This window comes from Acidovorax sp. (genome assembly GCF_034519795.1).
In the GTDB taxonomy this organism is placed as follows: Bacteria; Pseudomonadota; Gammaproteobacteria; order Burkholderiales; family Burkholderiaceae_C; genus Acidovorax.
In genome coordinates this window covers 310,138-330,690 of record NZ_JAXHOB010000014.1, presented here as the reverse complement: position 1 = coordinate 330,690, position 20,553 = coordinate 310,138, and the positions used below count along the sequence as shown (strand labels likewise).

Annotated in this window: 27 protein-coding genes; 24 read left to right on the top strand and 3 right to left on the bottom strand. The window is 64.1% G+C overall.

Features of this window, described 5'->3' with window-relative positions:
- Nucleotides 1–2 precede the first annotated feature (2 nt).
- The 17 genes from U5N23_RS18315 (at nucleotide 3) to U5N23_RS18235 (ending at nucleotide 12,228) form a co-directional block, all read left to right on the top strand.
- Nucleotides 3–1,172, top strand: a complete 1,170-nt coding sequence (locus tag U5N23_RS18315) for a D-alanyl-D-alanine carboxypeptidase family protein (RefSeq protein WP_322594168.1) — start codon at nucleotides 3–5, stop codon at nucleotides 1,170–1,172.
- Nucleotides 1,173–1,482: 310 nt separating this feature from the next.
- On the top strand, nucleotides 1,483–1,860 hold the full coding sequence (gene rpsL / locus U5N23_RS18310; protein ID WP_007851137.1) for a 30S ribosomal protein S12: 378 nt from the start codon (nucleotides 1,483–1,485) through the stop codon (nucleotides 1,858–1,860).
- A 163-nt stretch (nucleotides 1,861–2,023) separates the two neighbouring features.
- Entirely contained in the window at nucleotides 2,024–2,497 is a 474-nt protein-coding gene (rpsG, locus tag U5N23_RS18305) for a 30S ribosomal protein S7 (protein WP_005798541.1), read from the top strand.
- Nucleotides 2,498–2,648: 151 nt separating this feature from the next.
- Entirely contained in the window at nucleotides 2,649–4,751 is a 2,103-nt protein-coding gene (gene fusA / locus U5N23_RS18300; protein WP_322594167.1) for an elongation factor G, read from the top strand.
- A gap of 181 nt (nucleotides 4,752–4,932) precedes the next feature.
- Nucleotides 4,933–6,123, top strand: coding sequence for an elongation factor Tu (gene tuf / locus U5N23_RS18295; protein ID WP_322594131.1), 1,191 nt, complete (start codon nucleotides 4,933–4,935; stop codon nucleotides 6,121–6,123).
- Nucleotides 6,124–6,150: 27 nt separating this feature from the next.
- Nucleotides 6,151–6,462: a 30S ribosomal protein S10 gene (gene rpsJ, locus U5N23_RS18290; RefSeq protein ID WP_005796953.1), complete on the top strand. Its 312-nt coding sequence runs from the start codon at nucleotides 6,151–6,153 to the stop codon at nucleotides 6,460–6,462.
- A gap of 255 nt (nucleotides 6,463–6,717) precedes the next feature.
- Nucleotides 6,718–7,392 (top strand): 50S ribosomal protein L3, encoded by a 675-nt coding sequence (gene rplC, locus U5N23_RS18285; protein ID WP_322594166.1) that lies wholly within the window; start codon nucleotides 6,718–6,720, stop codon nucleotides 7,390–7,392.
- Nucleotides 7,392–8,012 carry a 50S ribosomal protein L4 gene (gene rplD / locus U5N23_RS18280; RefSeq protein WP_322594165.1) on the top strand — a complete coding sequence of 207 codons (621 nt, stop codon included), beginning with the start codon at nucleotides 7,392–7,394 and terminating at the stop codon, nucleotides 8,010–8,012. The genes rplC and rplD overlap by 1 nt, the downstream gene beginning before the upstream one ends.
- Nucleotides 8,009–8,323 (top strand): 50S ribosomal protein L23, encoded by a 315-nt coding sequence (gene rplW / locus U5N23_RS18275; protein ID WP_007847815.1) that lies wholly within the window; start codon nucleotides 8,009–8,011, stop codon nucleotides 8,321–8,323. Before rplD ends, rplW begins: the two co-directional genes overlap by 4 nt.
- 2 nt (nucleotides 8,324–8,325) lie before the next feature.
- Nucleotides 8,326–9,150 carry a 50S ribosomal protein L2 gene (gene rplB / locus U5N23_RS18270; RefSeq protein ID WP_007847814.1) on the top strand — a complete coding sequence of 275 codons (825 nt, stop codon included), beginning with the start codon at nucleotides 8,326–8,328 and terminating at the stop codon, nucleotides 9,148–9,150.
- A 10-nt stretch (nucleotides 9,151–9,160) separates the two neighbouring features.
- Complete coding sequence (rpsS, locus tag U5N23_RS18265) at nucleotides 9,161–9,436, top strand: 30S ribosomal protein S19 (protein WP_027997031.1); 276 nt, start codon at nucleotides 9,161–9,163, stop codon at nucleotides 9,434–9,436.
- 9 nt (nucleotides 9,437–9,445) lie between these two features.
- Nucleotides 9,446–9,778: a 50S ribosomal protein L22 gene (gene rplV / locus U5N23_RS18260; RefSeq protein ID WP_007847806.1), complete on the top strand. Its 333-nt coding sequence runs from the start codon at nucleotides 9,446–9,448 to the stop codon at nucleotides 9,776–9,778.
- Nucleotides 9,779–9,792: 14 nt separating this feature from the next.
- Nucleotides 9,793–10,677 (top strand): 30S ribosomal protein S3, encoded by an 885-nt coding sequence (rpsC, locus tag U5N23_RS18255; RefSeq protein WP_305743748.1) that lies wholly within the window; start codon nucleotides 9,793–9,795, stop codon nucleotides 10,675–10,677.
- A gap of 2 nt (nucleotides 10,678–10,679) precedes the next feature.
- On the top strand, nucleotides 10,680–11,096 hold the full coding sequence (rplP, locus tag U5N23_RS18250; protein ID WP_007847799.1) for a 50S ribosomal protein L16: 417 nt from the start codon (nucleotides 10,680–10,682) through the stop codon (nucleotides 11,094–11,096).
- Between the two features lie 16 nt (nucleotides 11,097–11,112).
- A complete protein-coding gene (rpmC, locus tag U5N23_RS18245; RefSeq protein ID WP_226446519.1) occupies nucleotides 11,113–11,307 on the top strand; it encodes a 50S ribosomal protein L29 in 195 nt (64 codons plus the stop codon).
- Between the two features lie 9 nt (nucleotides 11,308–11,316).
- Nucleotides 11,317–11,586, top strand: coding sequence for a 30S ribosomal protein S17 (gene rpsQ / locus U5N23_RS18240; protein ID WP_007847796.1), 270 nt, complete (start codon nucleotides 11,317–11,319; stop codon nucleotides 11,584–11,586).
- A gap of 132 nt (nucleotides 11,587–11,718) precedes the next feature.
- Entirely contained in the window at nucleotides 11,719–12,228 is a 510-nt protein-coding gene (locus tag U5N23_RS18235) for a peroxiredoxin (protein WP_322594164.1), read from the top strand.
- Between the two features lie 122 nt (nucleotides 12,229–12,350).
- On the opposite strand, the gene U5N23_RS18230 is transcribed toward U5N23_RS18235, so the two are convergent.
- Together U5N23_RS18230 and U5N23_RS18225 are read right to left on the bottom strand one after the other, a co-directional pair.
- Complete coding sequence (locus tag U5N23_RS18230) at nucleotides 12,351–12,842, bottom strand: GNAT family N-acetyltransferase (protein WP_322594163.1); 492 nt, start codon at nucleotides 12,840–12,842, stop codon at nucleotides 12,351–12,353.
- 69 nt (nucleotides 12,843–12,911) lie between these two features.
- Nucleotides 12,912–13,586, bottom strand: coding sequence for a cytochrome b/b6 domain-containing protein (locus U5N23_RS18225; protein ID WP_322594162.1), 675 nt, complete (start codon nucleotides 13,584–13,586; stop codon nucleotides 12,912–12,914).
- A 165-nt stretch (nucleotides 13,587–13,751) separates the two neighbouring features.
- Here U5N23_RS18225 and U5N23_RS18220 point away from each other — a divergent pair, with 165 nt between their 5' ends.
- On the top strand, nucleotides 13,752–14,207 hold the full coding sequence (locus U5N23_RS18220) for a cytochrome c (RefSeq protein ID WP_322594161.1): 456 nt from the start codon (nucleotides 13,752–13,754) through the stop codon (nucleotides 14,205–14,207).
- An 82-nt stretch (nucleotides 14,208–14,289) separates the two neighbouring features.
- Here U5N23_RS18220 and U5N23_RS18215 read toward each other — a convergent pair whose 3' ends face one another.
- Nucleotides 14,290–14,793 carry a TlpA disulfide reductase family protein gene (locus tag U5N23_RS18215; RefSeq protein ID WP_322594160.1) on the bottom strand — a complete coding sequence of 168 codons (504 nt, stop codon included), beginning with the start codon at nucleotides 14,791–14,793 and terminating at the stop codon, nucleotides 14,290–14,292.
- 172 nt (nucleotides 14,794–14,965) lie between these two features.
- Between U5N23_RS18215 and U5N23_RS18210 the strand changes: the two genes are divergently transcribed.
- The 6 genes from U5N23_RS18210 to U5N23_RS18185 are packed head-to-tail and all read left to right on the top strand — an operon-like array spanning nucleotide 14,966 to nucleotide 20,536.
- Nucleotides 14,966–15,502, top strand: a complete 537-nt coding sequence (locus U5N23_RS18210) for a hypothetical protein (RefSeq protein WP_322594159.1) — start codon at nucleotides 14,966–14,968, stop codon at nucleotides 15,500–15,502.
- Nucleotides 15,499–16,746, top strand: coding sequence for an MFS transporter (locus U5N23_RS18205; protein WP_322594158.1), 1,248 nt, complete (start codon nucleotides 15,499–15,501; stop codon nucleotides 16,744–16,746). Before U5N23_RS18210 ends, U5N23_RS18205 begins: the two co-directional genes overlap by 4 nt.
- Entirely contained in the window at nucleotides 16,743–17,192 is a 450-nt protein-coding gene (locus U5N23_RS18200) for a PTS fructose transporter subunit IIA (RefSeq protein WP_322594157.1), read from the top strand. The genes U5N23_RS18205 and U5N23_RS18200 overlap by 4 nt, the downstream gene beginning before the upstream one ends.
- Entirely contained in the window at nucleotides 17,161–17,430 is a 270-nt protein-coding gene (locus tag U5N23_RS18195; protein WP_057203523.1) for an HPr family phosphocarrier protein, read from the top strand. The genes U5N23_RS18200 and U5N23_RS18195 overlap by 32 nt, the downstream gene beginning before the upstream one ends.
- Nucleotides 17,431–17,460: 30 nt before the next feature.
- The gene (gene ptsP, locus U5N23_RS18190) at nucleotides 17,461–19,218 is read left to right on the top strand and encodes a phosphoenolpyruvate--protein phosphotransferase (RefSeq protein WP_322594156.1); all 1,758 of its coding nucleotides are present in this window, start codon (nucleotides 17,461–17,463) and stop codon (nucleotides 19,216–19,218) included.
- A 55-nt stretch (nucleotides 19,219–19,273) separates the two neighbouring features.
- Complete coding sequence (locus U5N23_RS18185; RefSeq protein WP_322594155.1) at nucleotides 19,274–20,536, top strand: MFS transporter; 1,263 nt, start codon at nucleotides 19,274–19,276, stop codon at nucleotides 20,534–20,536.
- Nucleotides 20,537–20,553: the final 17 nt, after the last annotated feature.

The window sequence follows — 20,553 nt, the reverse complement described above, 5'->3', positions numbered from 1 at the left end:
CCATGAAGTCCCTTTTGCCCACGTTGCGCTCTGTCTTTCTCGCTGCGGTGCTCGCGCCTGCCGCCCTGTGGGCGCAGGTGCAGGCCCCGCAGCCGCCCGAGATCGCCGCGCGCAACTACCTGCTGCTGGACATCACGGCCGGGCAGGTGCTGGCCGCCAAGGACATCGATGCGCCGGTGGAGCAGGCTTCGCTGACCAAGCTGATGACCGGCTACCTGGTGTTCGACGCCTTGCGCGCCAAGAAGGTCGCCCTGGACCAGAAGCTGCCGGTGAGCGTGCTGGCCTGGAAGATGCCCGGCTCGCGCATGTTCATCGACCCCAAGATGCAGGTGCCGGTGGATGACCTGATCAAGGGCATGATCGTCCAGTCGGGCAACGACGCCACGGTGGCGCTGGCCGAGGGTGTGGGCGGCACGGTCGAAAACTTCGTCAAGCTGATGAACGACCAGGCCAAGGCCCTGGGCATGAAGAACACCGCCTACAAAAACCCCGAGGGCCTGACCGAGCCCGGCCACACCACCACCGCGCGCGACCTGGGTGTGCTGGCCAGCCGGCTCATGAAGGACTTCCCGGAGTACATGCACTACTACGCGACGAAGCAGTACAGTTACCCGGGCACGCCGGTTTCCAACGGCAACAACCGCAACGCGCTGCTGTTCCGCGACCCGACGGTGGATGGCCTCAAGACCGGGCACACCGCCGCCGCCGGCTACTGCCTGGTGGCCACCTCCAAGCGCGATTTCCCCAATGTCGGCCAACGCCGCCTGCTGTCCATCGTGCTGGGCGCCGCCAGCGAGAACGCCCGCGCCAATGAAAGCCAGAAGCTGTTGAACTGGGGCTACACGGCCTTCGAGGCGGTCAAGCTGTTCGATGCCGGCCAGCCCGTGGCGACCCCCGCCGTCTGGAAAGGCACGGAAAACACCCTCAAGATCGGCCGTGCCGAAGCCATCGTGGTGGCCGTGCCTTCGGGCAGCGGCGGCAAGATCAAGACCGAGATCGCCCGCCCCGATCCGCTGGTCGCCCCTTTTACCAAGGGCCAGGCCGTGGGTACGCTGAAGGTGGTGTTGGGTGACCAGGCGCTGGCCGAAGTGCCGCTGGTGGCGCTGGATGGGGTCGAGCAGGCCGGCATCCTGGGCCGCGCCTGGGACTCCATTCGCCTCTGGATAAAGTAAGGCTACCCCTGGGGCGCTTGCGCGCCTTCACCCCTTCTCTCGATTGGCTGCGCCATTCGGGCAGGGGGGCGCAGTCTATGCGGCGGGGCGGCCCTTGTACGGTTGCCCTGGCATGGGCCGCGCGCTTTCAATGGCCATCGGCGAAGCATCGCACGCTGGCTGTGCTCAATTTGCCCCAGTCTTGTGTACACCCTTCCAGGGGAAAGTCGCATGGTGCTTGCCTGGTGGGACCCATGCTGCTACATTAGAAGGCTTTTCGGAAATTCCGAAGGGTTTCACGTTTTCGTTTTTTACGTTTAGGGACGTATTCATGCCAACCATCAATCAACTAGTCCGTCAGGGGCGCGAGGTCGAAAAGATCAAGTCCAAGAGCCCTGCGATGGAAAACTCTCCCCAGCGCCGCGGCGTGTGCACCCGTGTGTACACCACGACGCCAAAGAAGCCTAACTCCGCGCTGCGCAAGGTCGCCAAGGTTCGCCTGACCAACGGGTTCGAAGTCATCTCCTACATCGGCGGTGAAGGCCACAACCTGCAGGAACACAGCGTGGTGCTGGTTCGTGGCGGTCGTGTCAAGGACTTGCCCGGTGTGCGTTACCACATCGTGCGCGGTTCGCTCGACTTGCAAGGCGTGAAAGACCGCAAGCAGTCGCGCTCCAAGTACGGTGCCAAGAAGCCAAAGGCCAAGTAAGCCCTGGCGCTTGTGTCTCCATCGGTGTTTGATTCGCCTGGCAGGCGCAGTCAAGCGAAGTGACCCCAAGCGCGGAGTGTTCCGTGTGGGTCGAGTAAGTGGGGTTCTGAATGAATCTCGCGGTGTCTGAAAAGATGCCAACTGAAGCAATATGAGGTGAAAAATGCCACGTCGTCGCGAAGTCCCCAAACGTGAAATCCTGCCGGATCCCAAGTTCGGCAATGTAGAGCTGTCCAAATTCATGAACGTGATCATGGAAGGCGGCAAGAAAGCTGTTGCAGAACGCATCATTTACGGTGCCCTGGAACTGATCGAGAAGAAGCACCCTGACAAGGACCCGCTGGAAGCGTTCACGGTTGCCATCAACAACGTGAAGCCCATGGTCGAAGTGAAGTCCCGCCGCGTCGGCGGTGCCAACTACCAGGTGCCCGTCGAAGTGCGCCCTGTCCGTCGCCTGGCCCTGTCCATGCGCTGGATCAAGGAAGCCGCCCGCAAGCGCGGCGAAAAGTCGATGGCCCAGCGTCTGGCCAACGAGCTGCTCGAGGCCACCGAAGGCCGTGGTGGTGCCATGAAGAAGCGTGACGAAGTTCACCGCATGGCCGAAGCCAACAAGGCATTCAGCCACTTCCGCTTCTAAATCGACGAACTGCTTTCGTCGCCAAGCGCAAGGCTGCCGGCATTTTTGCCTGCAGCCTTGTGGCGATTGAGGCGGTCACAAAATTGACGGGTTGCAGCGCCACAATGCTGGGCCCCTCCCCCGAATAACACGACCCATCCAAGGATCCACCATGGCTCGCAAGACTCCCATCGAGCGCTACCGCAATATCGGTATCTCGGCCCACATTGACGCTGGCAAGACCACGACCACCGAACGTATCCTGTTCTACACGGGCGTGAGCCACAAGATTGGTGAAGTGCACGACGGCGCTGCCACCATGGACTGGATGGAGCAGGAACAAGAGCGCGGCATCACGATCACCTCGGCTGCCACGACCTGCTTCTGGAAGGGCATGGACAACTCCTACGAGGAGCACCGCTTCAACATCATCGACACCCCCGGTCACGTGGACTTCACGATCGAAGTGGAGCGTTCGATGCGCGTGCTCGACGGCGCCTGCATGGTGTACTGCGCTGTGGGTGGCGTGCAGCCCCAGTCGGAAACCGTCTGGCGCCAGGCCAACAAGTACAAGGTGCCCCGTCTGGCCTTCGTGAACAAGATGGACCGTACCGGTGCCAACTTCTTCAAGGTCTACGAGCAGATGAAGCTGCGCCTGAAGGCCAACCCCGTGCCCGTGGTGATCCCGATCGGCGCCGAAGACAAGTTCACCGGCGTGGTCGACCTGCTCAAGATGAAGGCCATCCTGTGGGATGAAGCCTCGCAGGGCATGAAGTTCAGCTACGAAGAAATTCCAGCCGACCTGCTCGAATCCGCCAAGGAATGGCGCGAGAAGATGGTGGAAGCCGCTGCCGAAGCCTCCGAAGAGCTGATGAACAAGTACCTGGAAGAGGGCGACCTCTCCGAAGCCGAAATCAAGTTCGGCCTGCGTACGCGCACCATCGCCACGGAAATCCACCCGATGCTGTGCGGTACCGCCTTCAAGAACAAGGGTGTGCAGCGCATGCTGGACGCCGTGATCGACTACCTGCCAGCACCGACGGACATCGCTGACGTGACCGGTACCGATGAAGACGAAAACCCCGTCACCCGCAAGGCGGACGACAGCGAGAAGTTCTCGGCCCTGGCATTCAAGCTGATGACCGACCCGTTCGTGGGCCAGCTGACCTTCGTGCGTGTGTACTCCGGCGTTTTGAGCAAGGGCGATACCGTCTACAACCCCATCAAGGGCAAGAAGGAACGCATCGGCCGTATCGTGCAGATGCACGCCAACGAGCGCCAGGAAGTCGAAGAAATCCGTGCCGGTGACATCGCTGCCTGCGTGGGCCTGAAGGATGTGACGACCGGTGAAACGCTGAGCGACATCGACTCCCAGATCATTCTGGAGCGCATGGTGTTCCCTGAGCCCGTGATCACCCAGGCCGTGGAACCCAAGACCAAGGCCGACCAGGAAAAGATGGGCATCGCACTGCAGCGCCTGGCTGCAGAAGACCCATCCTTCCGCGTGAAGACCGACGAAGAATCGGGCCAGACGCTGATCGCCGGGATGGGCGAGTTGCACCTGGAAATCATCGTCGACCGCATGAAGCGTGAATTCGGCGTGGAAGCCAACGTGGGCAAGCCCCAGGTTGCCTACCGCGAAACCATCCGCAAGACGGTGGAAGAGGCCGAAGGCAAGTTCGTGCGCCAGTCCGGCGGCAAGGGCCAGTACGGTCACGTCGTGCTCAAGATCGAACCCAACGAAGCCGGCAAGGGCATCGAGTTCGTCGACGCGATCAAGGGCGGTGTGGTTCCTCGCGAATTCATCCCCGCCGTGGAAAAGGGTATCAACGAAGCCGTCACGCAAGGCGTGCTGGCCGGCTACCCCGTGGTGGACGTCAAGGTCACGCTGCACTTCGGTTCGTACCACGATGTGGACTCGAACGAACTGGCGTTCAAGATGGCCGCCATCTTCGGCTTCAAGGAAGGCTGCCGCAAGGCCAACCCGGTCATCCTGGAACCCATGATGGCCGTGGAAGTGGAAACGCCTGAAGACTACGCTGGCACGGTGATGGGTGATCTGTCCTCCCGCCGCGGCATGGTCCAGGGCATGGACGACATCCCGGGCGGTGGCAAGGCCATCCGCGCCGAGGTGCCGCTGTCGGAAATGTTCGGCTACTCGACCTCGCTGCGTTCCGCAACGCAAGGCCGCGCCACGTACTCGATGGAATTCAAGCACTACAGCGAAGCGCCTCGCAACGTGTCCGAAGCCATCATGGCTTCGCGCGCCAAGTAAGCAGCCCGCTGCGAGACTGCCGCCAGCGCCTGCCTGCAGGTGCCGGTGGCCGCCTCGCCCCTCTTGCGCAAGATTTTGCAGTCTGCGATCCGGTGCCGCCCCGTTGCCTGTGCAGGGCGAACCAGCAACCGGATGCAGACGTTAAACCACAACACAGGCATTGCTCTTTGGAGAACTGAAAATGGCAAAAGGTAAATTCGAACGGACCAAGCCCCACGTCAACGTGGGCACGATCGGCCACGTGGACCACGGCAAGACGACCCTGACGGCGGCCATCGCCACGGTGCTGTCTGCCAAGTTCGGCGGCGAAGCCAAGGCATACGACCAGATCGACGCAGCACCTGAAGAAAAGGCCCGCGGCATCACGATCAACACCGCACACGTGGAATACGAAACGGCCAACCGCCACTACGCCCACGTGGACTGCCCCGGCCACGCCGACTATGTGAAGAACATGATCACCGGCGCTGCCCAGATGGACGGCGCCATTCTGGTGTGCTCGGCCGCTGACGGCCCCATGCCCCAGACCCGCGAGCACATCCTGCTGGCCCGCCAGGTGGGCGTGCCTTACATCATCGTGTTCCTGAACAAGTGCGACATGGTCGACGACGAAGAGCTGCTCGAACTCGTCGAAATGGAAGTACGCGAACTCCTGGACAAGTACAACTTCCCAGGCGACGACACCCCCATCGTGCGCGGTTCGGCCAAGCTGGCCCTGGAAGGCGACAAGGGTCCCCTGGGCGAAGAAGCCATCATGAAGCTGGCTGAAGCGCTGGACACCTACATCCCCACGCCAGAGCGCGCTGTGGACGGTGCCTTCCTGATGCCCGTGGAAGACGTGTTCTCGATCTCCGGCCGCGGCACCGTGGTGACCGGCCGTATCGAGCGCGGCATTGTCAAGGTCGGCGAAGAAATCGAAATCGTCGGTATCAAGGACACCGTCAAGACCACCTGCACCGGCGTGGAAATGTTCCGCAAGCTGCTGGACCAAGGCCAGGCTGGCGACAACGTTGGCCTGCTGCTGCGCGGCACCAAGCGTGAAGACGTGGAACGCGGCCAAGTGCTGTGCAAGCCCGGCTCGATCAAGCCACACACCCACTTCACGGCTGAAGTGTATGTGCTGAGCAAGGACGAAGGCGGCCGCCACACCCCGTTCTTCAACAACTACCGTCCTCAGTTCTACTTCCGCACGACCGACGTCACCGGCGCGATCGAGCTGCCAGCGGACAAGGAAATGGTCATGCCAGGCGACAACGTGTCGATCACTGTGAAGCTGATCAACCCCATCGCCATGGAAGAAGGCCTGCGCTTCGCCATCCGTGAAGGCGGTCGTACCGTCGGCGCCGGCGTCGTGGCCAAGATCATCGCCTGATCGATCCAATAAAAAGAAGGAACTGACATGTCCAAGCAAAAGATCCGCATCCGTCTGAAGGCATTCGATTACAAGCTGATCGACCAGTCCGCCGCCGAAATCGTTGACACCGCCAAGCGCACCGGCGCCATCGTCAAGGGCCCCGTGCCCCTGCCGACGCGCATGAAGCGTTTCGACATCCTGCGCTCGCCGCACGTCAACAAGACCAGCCGCGACCAGCTCGAAATCCGCACGCACCAGCGTCTGATGGACATCGTGGACCCCACCGACAAGACGGTGGACGCCCTGATGAAGCTCGACCTGCCCGCCGGCGTGGACGTCGAGATCAAGCTGCAGTAATGATCCCTTCCTGGCGGGCTTGCCCGCCAGGGGTGGTCTCGTATAACGCGAACTTGCTTGCAAAAGCAGTTCGCGTTATACTTTAGGGCTTCGCTTAATTTGCGTGCACTTTGGGGTGCGCGTGAATTGATCATGGTCAGTGCGTCTTGGTCTTACCAGGGCGCGCGAGCGGAGTTTTAATAACCCTCTTTCATGCACGCGAGTGCAACGCCGCAGCCAATTGAAGTTGCGGCGGTGGAAGTTTTGGAGAAACAAATGAGTCTGAGCAACTCCCTCGGGTTGCTGGGTCGCAAGGTGGGCATGATGCGTCTGTTCACCGATGACGGGGACGCAGTGCCTGTCACGGTGGTGGATGTGTCCAACAACCGCGTAACCCAGATCAAAACCCAAGAGAACGATGGCTACGTGGCCCTGCAGGTCACGTTCGGTTCGCGCAAAGCATCGCGCGTGACCAAGCCAGAAGCCGGCCACCTTGCCAAGGCAGGTGTGGAAGCCGGTGAAATCATCCAGGAATTCCGCGTGACCGCCGACACCGCAGCCCAGTACCAAGCTGGCGCATCGGTCGTTGTGACGTCCGTGTTCTCCGTGGGTCAGAAGGTCGACGTGCAAGGCACCTCGATCGGTAAAGGCTACGCCGGCACCATCAAGCGCCACAACATGAGTTCGCAACGCGCGTCGCACGGTAACAGCCGTTCGCACAACGTTCCCGGCTCCATTGGTATGGCGCAGGATCCAGGCCGCGTGTTCCCTGGCAAGCGGATGACGGGCCACCTCGGCGATGTCACCAAGACCACGCAAAACCTCGATGTGATCCGCATCGACGAAGCGCGTCAACTGCTCTTGATCAAGGGCGCTATTCCGGGCTCCAAGGGTGGGTTCGTGACGGTGCGTCCAGCGGTCAAGGCCAAAGCCTCCAAAGGAGCGAACTAATGCAGCTCGAACTCCTGAATGACCAAGGCCAGGGCGCGTCCAAGCTGGATGTTCCTGAAACCGTGTTCGGTCGTGAATACAACGAAGATCTGGTGCACCAGATCGTGGTGGCTTATCAGGCCAACGCACGCCAAGGCACTCGCGCCCAGAAGGACCGCGAGCAAGTCCGTCACTCGACCAAGAAGCCTTTCAAGCAAAAGGGTACGGGTAACGCACGTGCAGGTATGACCTCGTCGCCACTGTGGCGCGGGGGCGGTCGGATTTTCCCGAACATGCCTGACGAAAACTTCACGCAAAAGATCAACAAGAAGATGTACCGCGCCGGCATGTCTGCGATCCTGTCGCAGCTCGCCCGTGAAGGCCGTCTGGCTGTGGTCGATTCCCTGAAGGTCGACTCGCCCAAGACCAAGGTCCTGGCCGACAAGTTCAAGGCCATGAATCTGCAATCGGTGATGGTGATCTCCGAGGAAGTGGACGAAAACCTGTACCTGGCTTCGCGCAATCTGGTGAACGTGCTCGTCGTCGAGCCGCGTTACGCCGATCCCGTGTCGCTGGTCCGTTTCAAGAAAGTGCTCGTCACCAAGGGTGCAATCGACAAACTCAAGGAGATGTTCGCATGAGCACACTCAAGTTTGACGAAGGTCGTCTGATGCAAGTGCTGGTCGCTCCCATCGTGTCCGAAAAGGCCACCATGGTTGCCGAGAAGTCCAATGCTGTGACGTTCAAGGTGCTGCAGAACGCTACCAAGCCAGAAATCAAGGCCGCTGTGGAATTGATGTTCAAGGTCGAGGTCAAGGGCGTTTCCGTGGTGAACACCAAAGGCAAGACCAAGCGCTTCGGCAAGACCGTCGGCCGCCGCGACAACGTTCGCAAGGCATACGTCACGCTGCAGCCAGGTCAAGAGCTGAACCTCTCCGGGGAGGCCGCGTAATCATGGCTGTCATTAAGATGAAACCCACTTCGCCCGGCCAACGTGCCGTGGTGAAGGTCACGCGTGACCACCTGTACAAGGGTGAAGCGTACGCCCCCCTGCTGGAACCCCAGTTCCAGAAGGCCGGCCGTAACAACAACGGTCACATCACCACCCGCCACAAGGGCGGTGGCCACAAGCACCACTACCGTGTGGTGGACTTCAAGCGCAACAAGGACGGCATTCCAGCCAAGGTCGAGCGCATTGAGTACGACCCGAACCGTACGGCCCACATCGCTCTGGTGTGCTATGCCGACGGCGAGCGTCGCTACATCATCGCTCCCCGCAACCTGGAAGTGGGCGCAACCCTGCTGTCCGGTTCGGAAGCCCCGATCCGCGCTGGCAACACGCTGCCTATCCGCAACATCCCCGTGGGTTCGACCATCCACTGCATCGAGCTCAAGCCCGGTGCCGGTGCTCAGATCGCCCGCTCGGCTGGTGCTTCGGCAACCCTGCTGGCCCGCGAAGGCACCTACGCTCAAGTGCGCATGCGCTCGGGTGAAGTGCGCAAGATCCACATCGAATGCCGCGCCACCATTGGCGAAGTGGCCAACGAAGAACACAGCCTGCGCCAACTCGGCAAGGCCGGTGTGAAGCGCTGGATGGGTATTCGTCCTACGGTTCGCGGCGTTGCCATGAACCCAGTGGATCACCCTCACGGTGGTGGCGAAGGCCGCACCGGCGAAGGCCGCCATGCAGTCGATCCTTGGGGCAATCTGACCAAGGGTTATCGCACCCGTAACAACAAGCGCACACAGATCATGATCGTGTCGCGTCGCAAGAAGTAAGGGGTAACAGATGACTCGCTCTCTCAAAAAGGGTCCATTTGTTGACCATCACTTGCTGGCCAAGGTCGAAAAGGCCGTTGCCACCAAGGATAAGAAGCCAGTGAAGACCTGGTCGCGTCGCTCCATGGTTCTGCCCGATTTCATCGGTCTGACCATCGCCGTGCACAACGGCAAGCAGCACGTACCTGTCTACGTTACCGACCAGATGGTGGGCCACAAGCTCGGCGAATTCGCCCTGACGCGCACCTTCAAGGGTCACCCCGCTGACAAAAAAGTCAAGAAATAAGGAACGACCATGTCTGAAACACGTGCAGTCCTCCGGGGCGTCCGTCTGTCGGTCGACAAGGGCCGTCTGGTCGCTGACTTGATCCGCGGCAAGAAGGTGGACCAGGCTCTGAACATCCTGAACTTCACGCAGAAAAAAGCTGCGGGAATCGTCAAGAAGGTTCTGGAGTCCGCCATCGCCAACGCTGAGCACAACGACGGCGCCGACATCGACGAACTGAAGGTCAAGACCATCTACGTCGAGCAAGGCACCACGCTCAAGCGCTTCACCGCGCGCGCCAAAGGCCGCGGCAATCGCATCAGCAAGCCCACGTGCCATGTGTACGTGACGGTTGGCAACTAAAGGCTCGGAAGACTATGGGACAAAAAATCCATCCTACCGGCTTCCGCCTTGCGGTCAGCCGCAACTGGTCCAGCCGTTGGTACGCCAGCAACCGCGACTTCGCGGGCATGCTGGCCGAAGACATCAAGGTGCGCGAGTACCTGAAGGCCAAGCTCAAGAACGCCGCCGTGTCGCGCATCCTGATCGAGCGCCCCGCCAAGAACGCCCGTATCACCATTTACTCGGCCCGTCCTGGTGTGGTGATCGGCAAGAAGGGTGAAGACATCGAGAACCTCAAGAAGGAACTCGCTCTTCGTCTGGGCGTGCCCGTCGCAGTGAACATCGAAGAAGTGCGCAAGCCCGAAATCGATGCCAAGCTGATCGCCGACAGCATCACGCAGCAGCTCGAAAAGCGCATCATGTTCCGCCGCGCCATGAAGCGCGCCATGCAGAACGCCATGCGTCTGGGTGCCCAGGGCATCAAGATCATGTCGTCTGGCCGTCTGAACGGTATCGAAATCGCTCGCTGCGAGTGGTACCGTGAAGGCCGCGTGCCGCTTCACACGCTGCGCGCCGACATCGACTACGGTACCTCCGAAGCCAAGACCACCTACGGTGTGATCGGCGTCAAGGTCTGGGTCTACAAGGGCGACACGCTGGGTCGCAACGACCTGCCTGCCGTGGAAACCCCACGTCCAGACGAAGAACGCCGCCCACGCGGTCCACGCCGTGATGGCCGCCCAGGTGGCGACCGTCCAGGCGCTGGCCGTGGAGGCCCACGTCGTCCAGCCGGTGTGAACACCGGCCCGGCCGACGGCAGCGACAAGCCAGCGGAAGCTGGTGGCGCTGATAACACCGCCGTTAAGCGCGTACGCAAAGTCGCCGCGCCCGCTACAGCAGCGGACGGAAAAGGAGAATAAGTATGCTGCAACCTGCTCGCCGCAAATACCGCAAGGAGCAAAAGGGCCGTAACACTGGTGTTGCAACGCGGGGTGCCTCCGTTGCTTTCGGTGATTTCGGTCTGAAGTGCACCGACCGTGGCCGTCTGACGGCCCGCCAGATCGAGGCTGCACGCCGTGCAATCTCCCGTCACGTCAAGCGTGGCGGCCGCATCTGGATCCGCGTGTTCCCGGACAAGCCGATCTCTACCAAGCCCGCAGAAGTGCGTATGGGTAACGGTAAGGGCAACCCCGAGTACTACGTGGCCGAAATCCAGCCCGGCAAGATCGTGTTCGAGATCGTCGGCGTGCCCGAAGAACTGGCCCGTGAAGCGTTCCGCCTGGCTGCCGCCAAGCTGCCGCTGCGCACCACGTTCGTCAGCCGCCACATTGGCTCGTGATTCAGGAGAACAAGCAATGAAGACTACTGAACTGCGCCAAAAAGACGTTGCCGGCATCGAAACCGAAATCAAGGCGCTGCAGAAGGCCCACTTCGGCCTGCGCATGCAGAAGGCTACCCAGCAGTTGGCCAACACCAACACGCTGCGTACCACCCGCCGCGACATCGCCCGTGCAAAAACCATCCTTGCTGAAAAGCAAGCCGCCAAGTAAGGAGCCGACATGACGGAAGCTAAAAAATCCCTCAAGCGCACCTTGATTGGCAAGGTGGTCAGCGACAAGCGCCAAAAGACCGTGACCGTGCTGATCGAGCGCCGTGTGAAGCACGAGCTCTACGGCAAGATCGTGGGCAAGTCGAGCAAGTACCACGCCCATGATGAAAATGGCGAGTACAAGCTGGGCGACGTGATCGAAATCACCGAGAGCCGTCCGCTCTCCAAGACCAAGAACTGGGTTGCCACCCGCTTGGTGCAAAAGGCCGGCCTGCTCTAAGCCCTCCCGGCTTGTTGGCAGCACTGCCCTCCAAAACGACCCACAATGTGGGTCGTTTTGCTTTGGGGGCCTGCTTTTTGTGCACGCCGCCCCGGGCATGCGGATACCAACCAACAACCCTAGGAGAGATCAATGATCAAAGTCGGTGACACCCTGCCAGCCAGCACCCTGATGGAATACTCGGAAGTCGAGGGCGAAGGCTGCTCCATTGGCCCGAACCCCGTGCCGGTGGACAAGGCCACGGCAGGCAAGACCATTGCGCTGTTCGCGCTGCCCGGCGCCTTCACGCCCACCTGCTCGGCCAAGCACGTGCCCGGCTATGTGGAAAAGGTGGAGGAGTTCAAGGCCGCCGGTGTGGACGAAATCTGGTGCGTGAGCGTGAACGACGCCTTCGTGATGGGCGCCTGGGCGCGCGACCAGAAGACCGACGGCAAGGTGCGCATGCTCGGTGACGGCGACGCCACCTTCGCCAAGGCCACCGGCCTGACGCTGGACCTCAACGGCAAGGGCCTGGGCCTGCGCAGCAACCGCTACTCGATGCTGGTGCGCGACGGCAAGGTCGTCACCCTCAACATCGAAGCACCGGGCAAGTTCGAAGTCAGCGACGCGGCCACGCTGCTGGCCCAGGCCAAGGCGTCCTGAACGGCCAGGTCTGGAAAGACCCAGGATGCCGCTGCGCAAGCAGTGGCGTCCCCCTGGCGGCCCCTGCGCAACACGCGGCGGGCCGCTTTTTCATGGCCAGGCCGCTGCCTAAGACACCCGGCTTACGAGATGTCCGCCTTGAGGTAATGCGAGCCCGCAATGGGGTTGTGGTAGTACGGCGGGATCTCCTCGAAGCCCAGGTCGGTGTAGAGCGCGCGCGCCGACTCCATGCCATCGAGCGTATCGAGCAGCACGCAGGCGTAGCCGGCACGGCGCGCCTGGTCCAGCATGGCCTCGGCCAGTTCGCGGCCCAGGCCAAACCCCCGGAAGGCCTTGCGCACGTACAGGCGCTTCATCTCGCTGGCATTGGGGTAGTCGGCGGCATCCAGCGGCCGCAGGGCGCAGCAGCCCGCAATGGCCCCCTCCACCACGGCCAGCAACAGGTGGCCGCGCGGTGCGGCATAGTCGCCGGGCAACTGGGCCAGTTCGTTCTCGAAATCCTGGAATGCCAGGTCCACATCCAGGGTGCCGGCGTATTCCCGGAAGATGTCGCGCACCGCCTCCATCTCGGCGGCGGACGACGGATTGAGGAGGGTGACGACGGGCTTGTCCAAGGCGGGAACTCAGGGGGCTGGGGAAGGGGCAGTGTAGCGGCTCGACCCGGGCGATCCTGGAACAGGCGCTTAGAACGCCACTGCCCCGAGGGTCGACACCCACCAGGCCAGGCCCGCGCCCAGGGCCAGGGCCACCACCGCTGCGATGCGGCTGGCCAGGTCGTCGCGCGAAGGTGCCACGGGTTGGGGCAGTTCCTTGTCGCCATGCAGCATGGGCCGCACCAGCCGGTGCTTGCGCACCACCACGTAGAAGACGATGGCCAGCAGGTGCAGCGCGACCAGGCCCAGCACCAGGTACTGGCCGATCTCCTTGTGGTAGCCCGTGGCCTGGCCCACCACCGCGTTGGAGACGAAGCGGGTCAGCGGTCCCGAAAAGGCGATTTCGTCGTCGCTGAGCAAACCGGTCCCCACCTGGGCGGCGAGCACGGCCAGCAGGGCGAAGACCGAGAGTGCGCCCAGCGGACTGTGGCCCACCGCGTCCTCGGGGTGGCCGGCGCCGCGCAGGTAGCGCACCAGGCGGGCAGGCGAGTACAGGAAGGCCGCAAAGCGCGACCAGCGCCCGCCCACCAGGCCCCACACCAGGCGAAAGACCAGCAGCGCCAGCACCACATAGCCCAGGCGCTGGTGCCAGACCATGGCGTTGCCACCCACCTTGGCCGTGACCACCAGGGCGATCACGCTGGCGGCCAGGGCCCAGTGGAAGAGGCGGGTGGGCAGATCCCAGATGCGGACAGTGTGTGTCATGGTCTTGCTCCGGCGCTTGCCGTGCCGTGGGGTGTCGTTGGCCGCATTGTGCGCGAGATGGCCGGCGCCGCCAACGCGCACCGACAGGCATGCCAAAGCCGCCGCAAAGCGGCATACTGGCGGCGGCTGGTTGGTATTTGCTCCCCACGATCAAAGGAAAATCCGATGAAAACCCTCGCTGTAGTCGCCTTTGCCGCGGCCGTCGTCACCCTGTCGGCGCCCGCATCTGCCCAGTTCGCCAAACCCGAAGACGCCATCAAGTACCGCCAGAGTGCGCTGTTCGTGATGGGCCAGCACTTCGGCCGCCTCGGGGCCATGGCCAATGGCCGCATTCCCTTCGATGCCAAGGCGGCGCAGGAAAATGCGGACGTCGTCGCCGAGATGGCCAAGCTGCCCTGGGCCGGCTTTGGCGCTGGCACCGACAAGGGAGCACCGACCAAGGCATTACCCGAGATCTGGACCCAGCAGGCCAAGTTCAAGGAGCACTCCGACAAGCTCGAAGCCGAGACCGTCAAACTCGCCGCAGCCGCCAAGACCGGCAACCTGGACAACCTGAAGACGGCCTTCGGCTCGGCTGCCAACACCTGCAAGGCCTGCCACGACAACTATCGCGCCAAGTGAAGCCGGCCGCTGCGGCGGCCCCCAAACGCAAAAAGCCTCTTCCGTACGGAAAGAGGCTTTTTTTGCGTCGCGGGAGAGCGGTTCAGGTCTCAGCCAGCAGCTTCTCGATCAACTGGTGCAGTTCCGGGAAGTTGGGTGCACCCACATAGGTCTTCACGATCTCGCCGCGCTTGTTGACGATGAAGGTCGAGGGCGTGAGCCGCACGTCGCCCCAGGCCTGGGCCACGGCGCCGGTGTTGTCGATGGCCACCTTGAAGGGCAGCTTGCGCGTTTCGGCGAAGTTCACCACGTAGCTCGGTGGGTCGTAGCTCATGGCCACGGCCAGGGTGTCGAAGCCCTTGGGCTGGTACTTGCGGTAGGTGGCAATGATTTCGGGCATCTCGGCCACGCAGGTGGTGCAGCTCGTGGCCCAGAAGTTCACCAGCGTCACCTTGCCGCGCAGGTCGGCCGTCGACTGGCGCGAGCCGTCGAGCAGCACGAAGGTGGACTCGGGCGCCGCAGAGCGGCCCGTGCCCAGGTACACGTAGGCCCCCACGGCGGCAAAAGCCACCACCGCTGCACCTGCTGCCCACTGCTTGATACCCATGGCGTCATCCCATCCCGAAAGCGCGGGCTCCAACCCGCACGGTATTGTGCCGGACAAGGCCCCCGCCTGCTGGCAGGCCCTGTCCACTCCTGGATGGAGTGCGGTGCGGGGTAAAAGTTCGCCGTGCCGGGTGCCGCGCACGAAATATCCGGCCACTGCCGATAATGGGCCCATGAACTGGACACTGACCGGCGCCGCCAGCGCCCTCCTGGGACTGGCCGCATGCAGCCCGGCACTCAACTGGCGCACCGTGGCCCTGCCCGAGGCGGCCCTCACCATCACGCTGCCCTGCAAGCCCGACCATGCCACGCGCAAGGTGGAACTGGCGGGCACACCGGTCGACCTGTCCATGGTGGGCTGCGAGGCCGATGGCGCGACCTTCGCCGTGTCCCACGCCTCGCTGGCCGATCCGGCGCAGGTGGGCGTGGCACTCACGCACTGGCGGTCCGCCATGCTGGCGCGCCTGGGCGGCGCACAGGCCCAGGCCACCGATGCGCCATTTGGCCCCCGCAACGCCTTGCCGTTGCCCCAATCGGTGCGGACCGTGGCGCAGGGGAGGGGTCCCGATGGGCAGGCCGTCACCGCACAGGCGGTCTGGTTTGCCCGGCCCGTGGGGCCGCAGATGCGGCTGTACCATGCCGTGGTCTACACGCCCAAACCCCGCCCCGAGGTGGCCGATACCTTCTTCACCGGGCTGGTGCTGCCATGAGCGCCGGTGTTCTGCCCCGGCGCGCGGCCGTCATCGTCTTCCTCGCCTTTGCATTCGCCTACTTCCTGTCGGCCCTGCTGCGCGCCGTCACGGCCACGCTGGCACCCACGCTGTCGCAGGAGTTCACTCTGCACGCCAGCGACCTGGGCCTGCTGGCGGGCGGCTACTTCCTGGGTTTCTCGGCCACGCAGTTGCCGCTCGGCACCTGGCTGGACCGGCATGGCCCGCAAAAGGTGCTGCTCGGCTTTCTGGGTGTGGCCGTCGCCGGCTGCCTGGTGTTCTCCATGGCCACGGGTTTTTCGGGCCTGCTCGCGGGGCGCGTGCTGTGCGGCGCGGGCGTCAGCGCCTGCCTGATGGCGCCGCTCACCGGCTACCGCCGCTGGTTCGATGCCACGGCGCAGATGCGCGCCAACTCCTGGATGCTGATGACCGGGTCGCTGGGCATGGTGGCCTCCACCCTGCCGGTGCAGTGGGCCCTGCCGCTGGTGGGTTGGCGCCCACTCTTTTGGGGCCTGGCCGTGCTGATCGGCGTGGCCATGGTGGGCATCGCGCTCTGGGTGCCGCGCTGGCACGCCGCTGCGCCGACCCCGGTGGCGGACGCACCGGCCGCTCCAGGCGGCTATGCCGTGGTCTGGCGCCACCCCTATTTCCAGCGCATGGCCCCGCTGGGTTTCTTCGTCTATGGCGGCATGGTGGCCATGCAGACCCTGTGGGCAGGCCCCTGGATGCAGCAGGTGGCCGGCTACACCGCGCTCGAGTCGGCCACCGGCCTGTTCTGGATCAACCTGTCCATGCTGTGCACGTTCTGGGCCTGGGGCATGGTCAACCCCTGGTTGCTGCGCCGGGGCTTCGGGGCCGACCGGCTCATCCTCGCGGGCCTGCCGCTGTCCCTTTTCATCCTGCTGGCCATCATCGTCGCCGGGCCTGCGGCGGGGGGCGCTGCCTGGGCGCTGTTCTGTGTCTCATGCACCTTTGTCTCGCTGTCGCAGCCGGCGGTGGGCATGGCCTTTCCGCAGGCCCTGGCGGGGCGTGCGCTGTCGGCCTTCAACCTGGTGATCTTTGCCGGGGTGTTCGTGGTGCAGTGGGGCATCGGCCTGGCGGTGGATGCCTTTGCGGCCGCAGGCCTGTCGACGACCGCATCGTTCCAGGCGGCCATGGGGGTTTTCCTGGCCTGCAACACGGGGGCCTACCTGTGGTTTGCGCGGACCCAGCGCCATAATGTGCTTCAAACCTCTGTCCCATGAGCACCAGCATCCTGATCATCGCCCACGCCCCTTTGGCCCATGCCCTGCGCGAATGCGTGCTGCACGTGTTTGCCGACTGTGGCGACAGCGTGGCCGCACTCGATGTGCAGCCCAATGAGCGGCCCGAAGAAACCCTGGCCCAGGCGCAGATCCTGCTGGAGCAGTTGGGCGCAGACTCCACCCTGGTGCTGACCGACGTGTTCGGCGCCACCCCCTGCAATGTGGCGCAGCGCCTGGTGGATGGTGTGCGCTCGCGTTTGGTGACAGGGGTCAATCTTCCGATGCTGCTGCGTGCCGTGAGCTACCGGGCAGAACCCCTCGATTCGGTCGTCACCCGCGCGGTGGTGGGCGGCACGCAAGGGGTGATGCAGGTGGCCATCGCCGCGCCGCAGAACCAGTCCCGACGCAACCGACATGATCAAGACTCGTACGACCATCAGCAATAAACTGGGCCTGCATGCCCGCGCCTCCGCCAAGCTCACCAAGCTGGCCGGCAGCTTCCCCTGCGACGTGTTCATGAGCCGCGGCGACCGCCGCATCAATGCCAAGAGCATCATGGGCGTGATGATGCTGGCCGCCGGCCTGGGCAGCGAGGTCGAGGTGGAGACGAATGGCGAGCGCGAGCAGGAGGCCATGGACGCCCTGCTGGCGCTGATCGCCGACAAGTTCGGCGAAGGCGAGTAAGCACGCCATGACCGCAGAAAGGGGCTTCCGATGACCTTCGCCGTCCACGGCCTGGCGGTGGCGCGTGGCATTGCCATCGGCCGTGCCGTGCTCGTGGCTTCGAGCCGCGTCGACGTCGCGCACTACTTCATCCAGCCCGAGCAGGTACCGGCCGAGATCGAGCGCGTGCGCCAGGGCCGCAATGCGGTGGTGGAGGAACTGCAGCGCCTGCAGACCGACATGCCGGCAGACGCCCCGCACGAGCTCACCGCGCTGCTCGACGTGCACCTGATGCTGTTGCAGGACGAGGCCCTCACGGGCGGCGTCAAGCACTGGATCACCGAGCGCCTGTACAACGCAGAGTGGGCGCTCACCACCCAGTTCGAGGTGATTGCGCGCCAGTTCGACGAGATGGAGGACGAGTACCTGCGCGAACGCAAGGCCGACCTGGAGCAGGTGGTCGAGCGCATCCTGCGCTACATGAAGGGCGTGGCCAGCCCGGTGGCGCCACCGGCCAGCAGCCCGCGCCGCAAGACCCAGCAGGACCTGCTGCTCGACGACACGGTGGACGTGCCCCTGGTGCTGGTGGCGCATGACCTGTCGCCGGCCGACATGCTGCAGTTCAAGCAGAGCGTGTTCGCCGGCTTCGTGACCGACGTGGGGGGCAAGACCTCGCACACCGCCATCGTCGCGCGCAGCATGGACATCCCGGCCGTGGTCGGTGCGCGCGCGGCCAGCCAGCTGGTGCGCCAGGACGACTGGGTCATCATCGATGGCGATGCCGGTGTGATCATCGTCGATCCCTCGCCCATCATCCTGGCCGAGTACGGCTTTCGCCAGCGCCAGACCGAGCTCGAACGCGAGCGCCTGTCGCGCCTGCGGCACACGCCGGCCGTCACCATCGACGGCCACCGCATCGAGTTGCTGGCCAACATCGAACAGCCCGGCGATGCCGTGGGGGCCGTGCGCGCCGGTGCCGTGGGCGTGGGCCTGTTCCGCAGCGAATTTTTGTTCATGGGCCGCACCGGCAACCTGCCGGGTGAGGACGAGCAGTACCGCGCCTACCGCGAGGCCCTGGACGGCATGCAGGGCCTGCCGGTCACCATCCGCACCATCGACGTGGGGGCCGACAAGCCGCTGGACAACAAGGTCCACAAGGACACGCACCTGAACCCTGCGCTGGGCTTGCGCGCCATCCGCTGGAGCCTGGCCGACCCGGCCATGTTCCGCACCCAACTGCGCGCGGTGCTGCGCGCTGCGGCGCACGGCAAGGTGAACCTGCTGTTCCCCATGCTGGCGCACACCAACGAGATCCACCAGACCCTGGCCCAGGTGGACCTGGCGCGCGCCGAGCTCGATGCCCGGGGCGAACCCTATGGCCCGATCCAGCTGGGCGCCATGATCGAGGTGCCGGCCGCGGCGCTGATGGTGCGCACCTTTCTGCGCTATTTCGACTTCCTGTCCATCGGCACCAACGACCTGATCCAGTACACCCTGGCCATCGACCGGGCCGACGAAGCCGTGGCCCACCTCTACGACCCGCTGCACCCGGCCGTGCTGCGCCTGGTGGCCGACGTGATCGCCGAAGGCGAGCGCCAGGGCAAGAGCGTCTGCGTCTGCGGCGAGACCGCAGGCGACGTGGGCATGACGCGCCTGCTGCTGGGTCTGGGGCTGCGCAGCTTCTCCATGCACCCGGCGCAGATCCTGGCCGTCAAGCAGGAGGTCCTGCGCGCCGACACGCGCAAGCTCGTGCCCTGGGCGCAGCAGGTGCTGGACGGCGAAGACCCCGCAGCCTTGCTTGTATCGTAGACAAATTTCGGATCAATCCCCGCCAGCGCCTGCTGGACCAGCGCTGGAGTTCGATGTGGCCCCTATCCCGGTAGCTCCCGCAGACGCGTCCCTGATCGACTCGCGGCAGGCCTTCCAGCGCCTGTTGGTCACCCTGGGCCTGGTGGTGCTGGGCAACAGCAGCATGTACGTGGTGTCGGTCGTGCTCCCGGCCGTGCAGACCGAGTTCGGCATCGGTCGCGCCAGCGCGTCGCTGCCCTACACCTTGATGATGGTCTGCCTGGGCCTGGGCGGCTTGCTCACGGGCCGCCTGGCGGACCGCCATGGCCTCACGCCCGTGCTTTGGCTGGGCGCGCTGGCCGTGCTGGGCGGCTTTGTCGGCGCGGCCTTTTCCAACAACATCTGGGCCTTCGGCCTGGCGCACGCGGTGATGGGTTTCATCGGCAGTTCGGCCACGTTCGCCCCTTTGCTCGCCGACACGGCGCTGTGGTGGAACCGGCGGCGCGGCATTGCGGTGGCGGTGTGCGCCAGCGGCAACTATGTGGCGGGCGCGGTCTGGCCGCCCATCGTGCAGTACGGCATTGACACCATCGGCTGGCGGCCGACCTACATGGCGCTGGGCGTCGTCTGCGGCCTGGGCATGCTCGCGCTGTCGCTGCGCATGCGCCAGCGCCCGCCCGCCATCCAGGCCGCCGTGGCCGACGGCCAGGCTGGCGCGGTGGACCGCGCACGCCCCTTCGGCCTTGCGCCGGGCACCGCGATGGCGTTGCTGTGCGTGGCAGGTGTGGCGTGCTGCGTGGCCATGGCCATGCCACAGGTCCACATCGTGGCCTATTGCACCGATCTGGGCTTCGGCGCCGCCCAGGGTGCGCAGATGCTGTCGCTCATGCTGGCCTGCGGCATCGTGAGCCGACTGGTCTTCGGGCTGGTCTGCGACCGCATCGGTGGCATCCGCACCCTGCTGCTGGGCTCTGCGCTGCAGGGCATCGCGCTGCTGCTTTTCTTGCCCTATGACGGCCTGGTGCCGCTGTACGTGATCTCGGCGCTGTTCGGCCTGTTCCAGGGTGGCATCGTGCCGACCTACGCCATCATCGTGCGCGAGCACTTCGCGCCGGCACAGGCGAGCGTGCGGGTGGGGGCGGTCATCATGGCCACGCTCGTCGGCATGGCCCTGGGCGGCTGGCTGTCGGGCTTCATCTTCGACATCACCGGCAGCTACCATGCCGCCTTCCTCAACGGCATCGGCTGGAACCTGCTGAACCTGTCCATCACGGGCTGGCTCTTTTGGCGATTGCGCAGGGTGCGCGTGCACACTGGAGTGCCCACAGGGGCGGCCTGAGCCGTACGCGGGCCGTT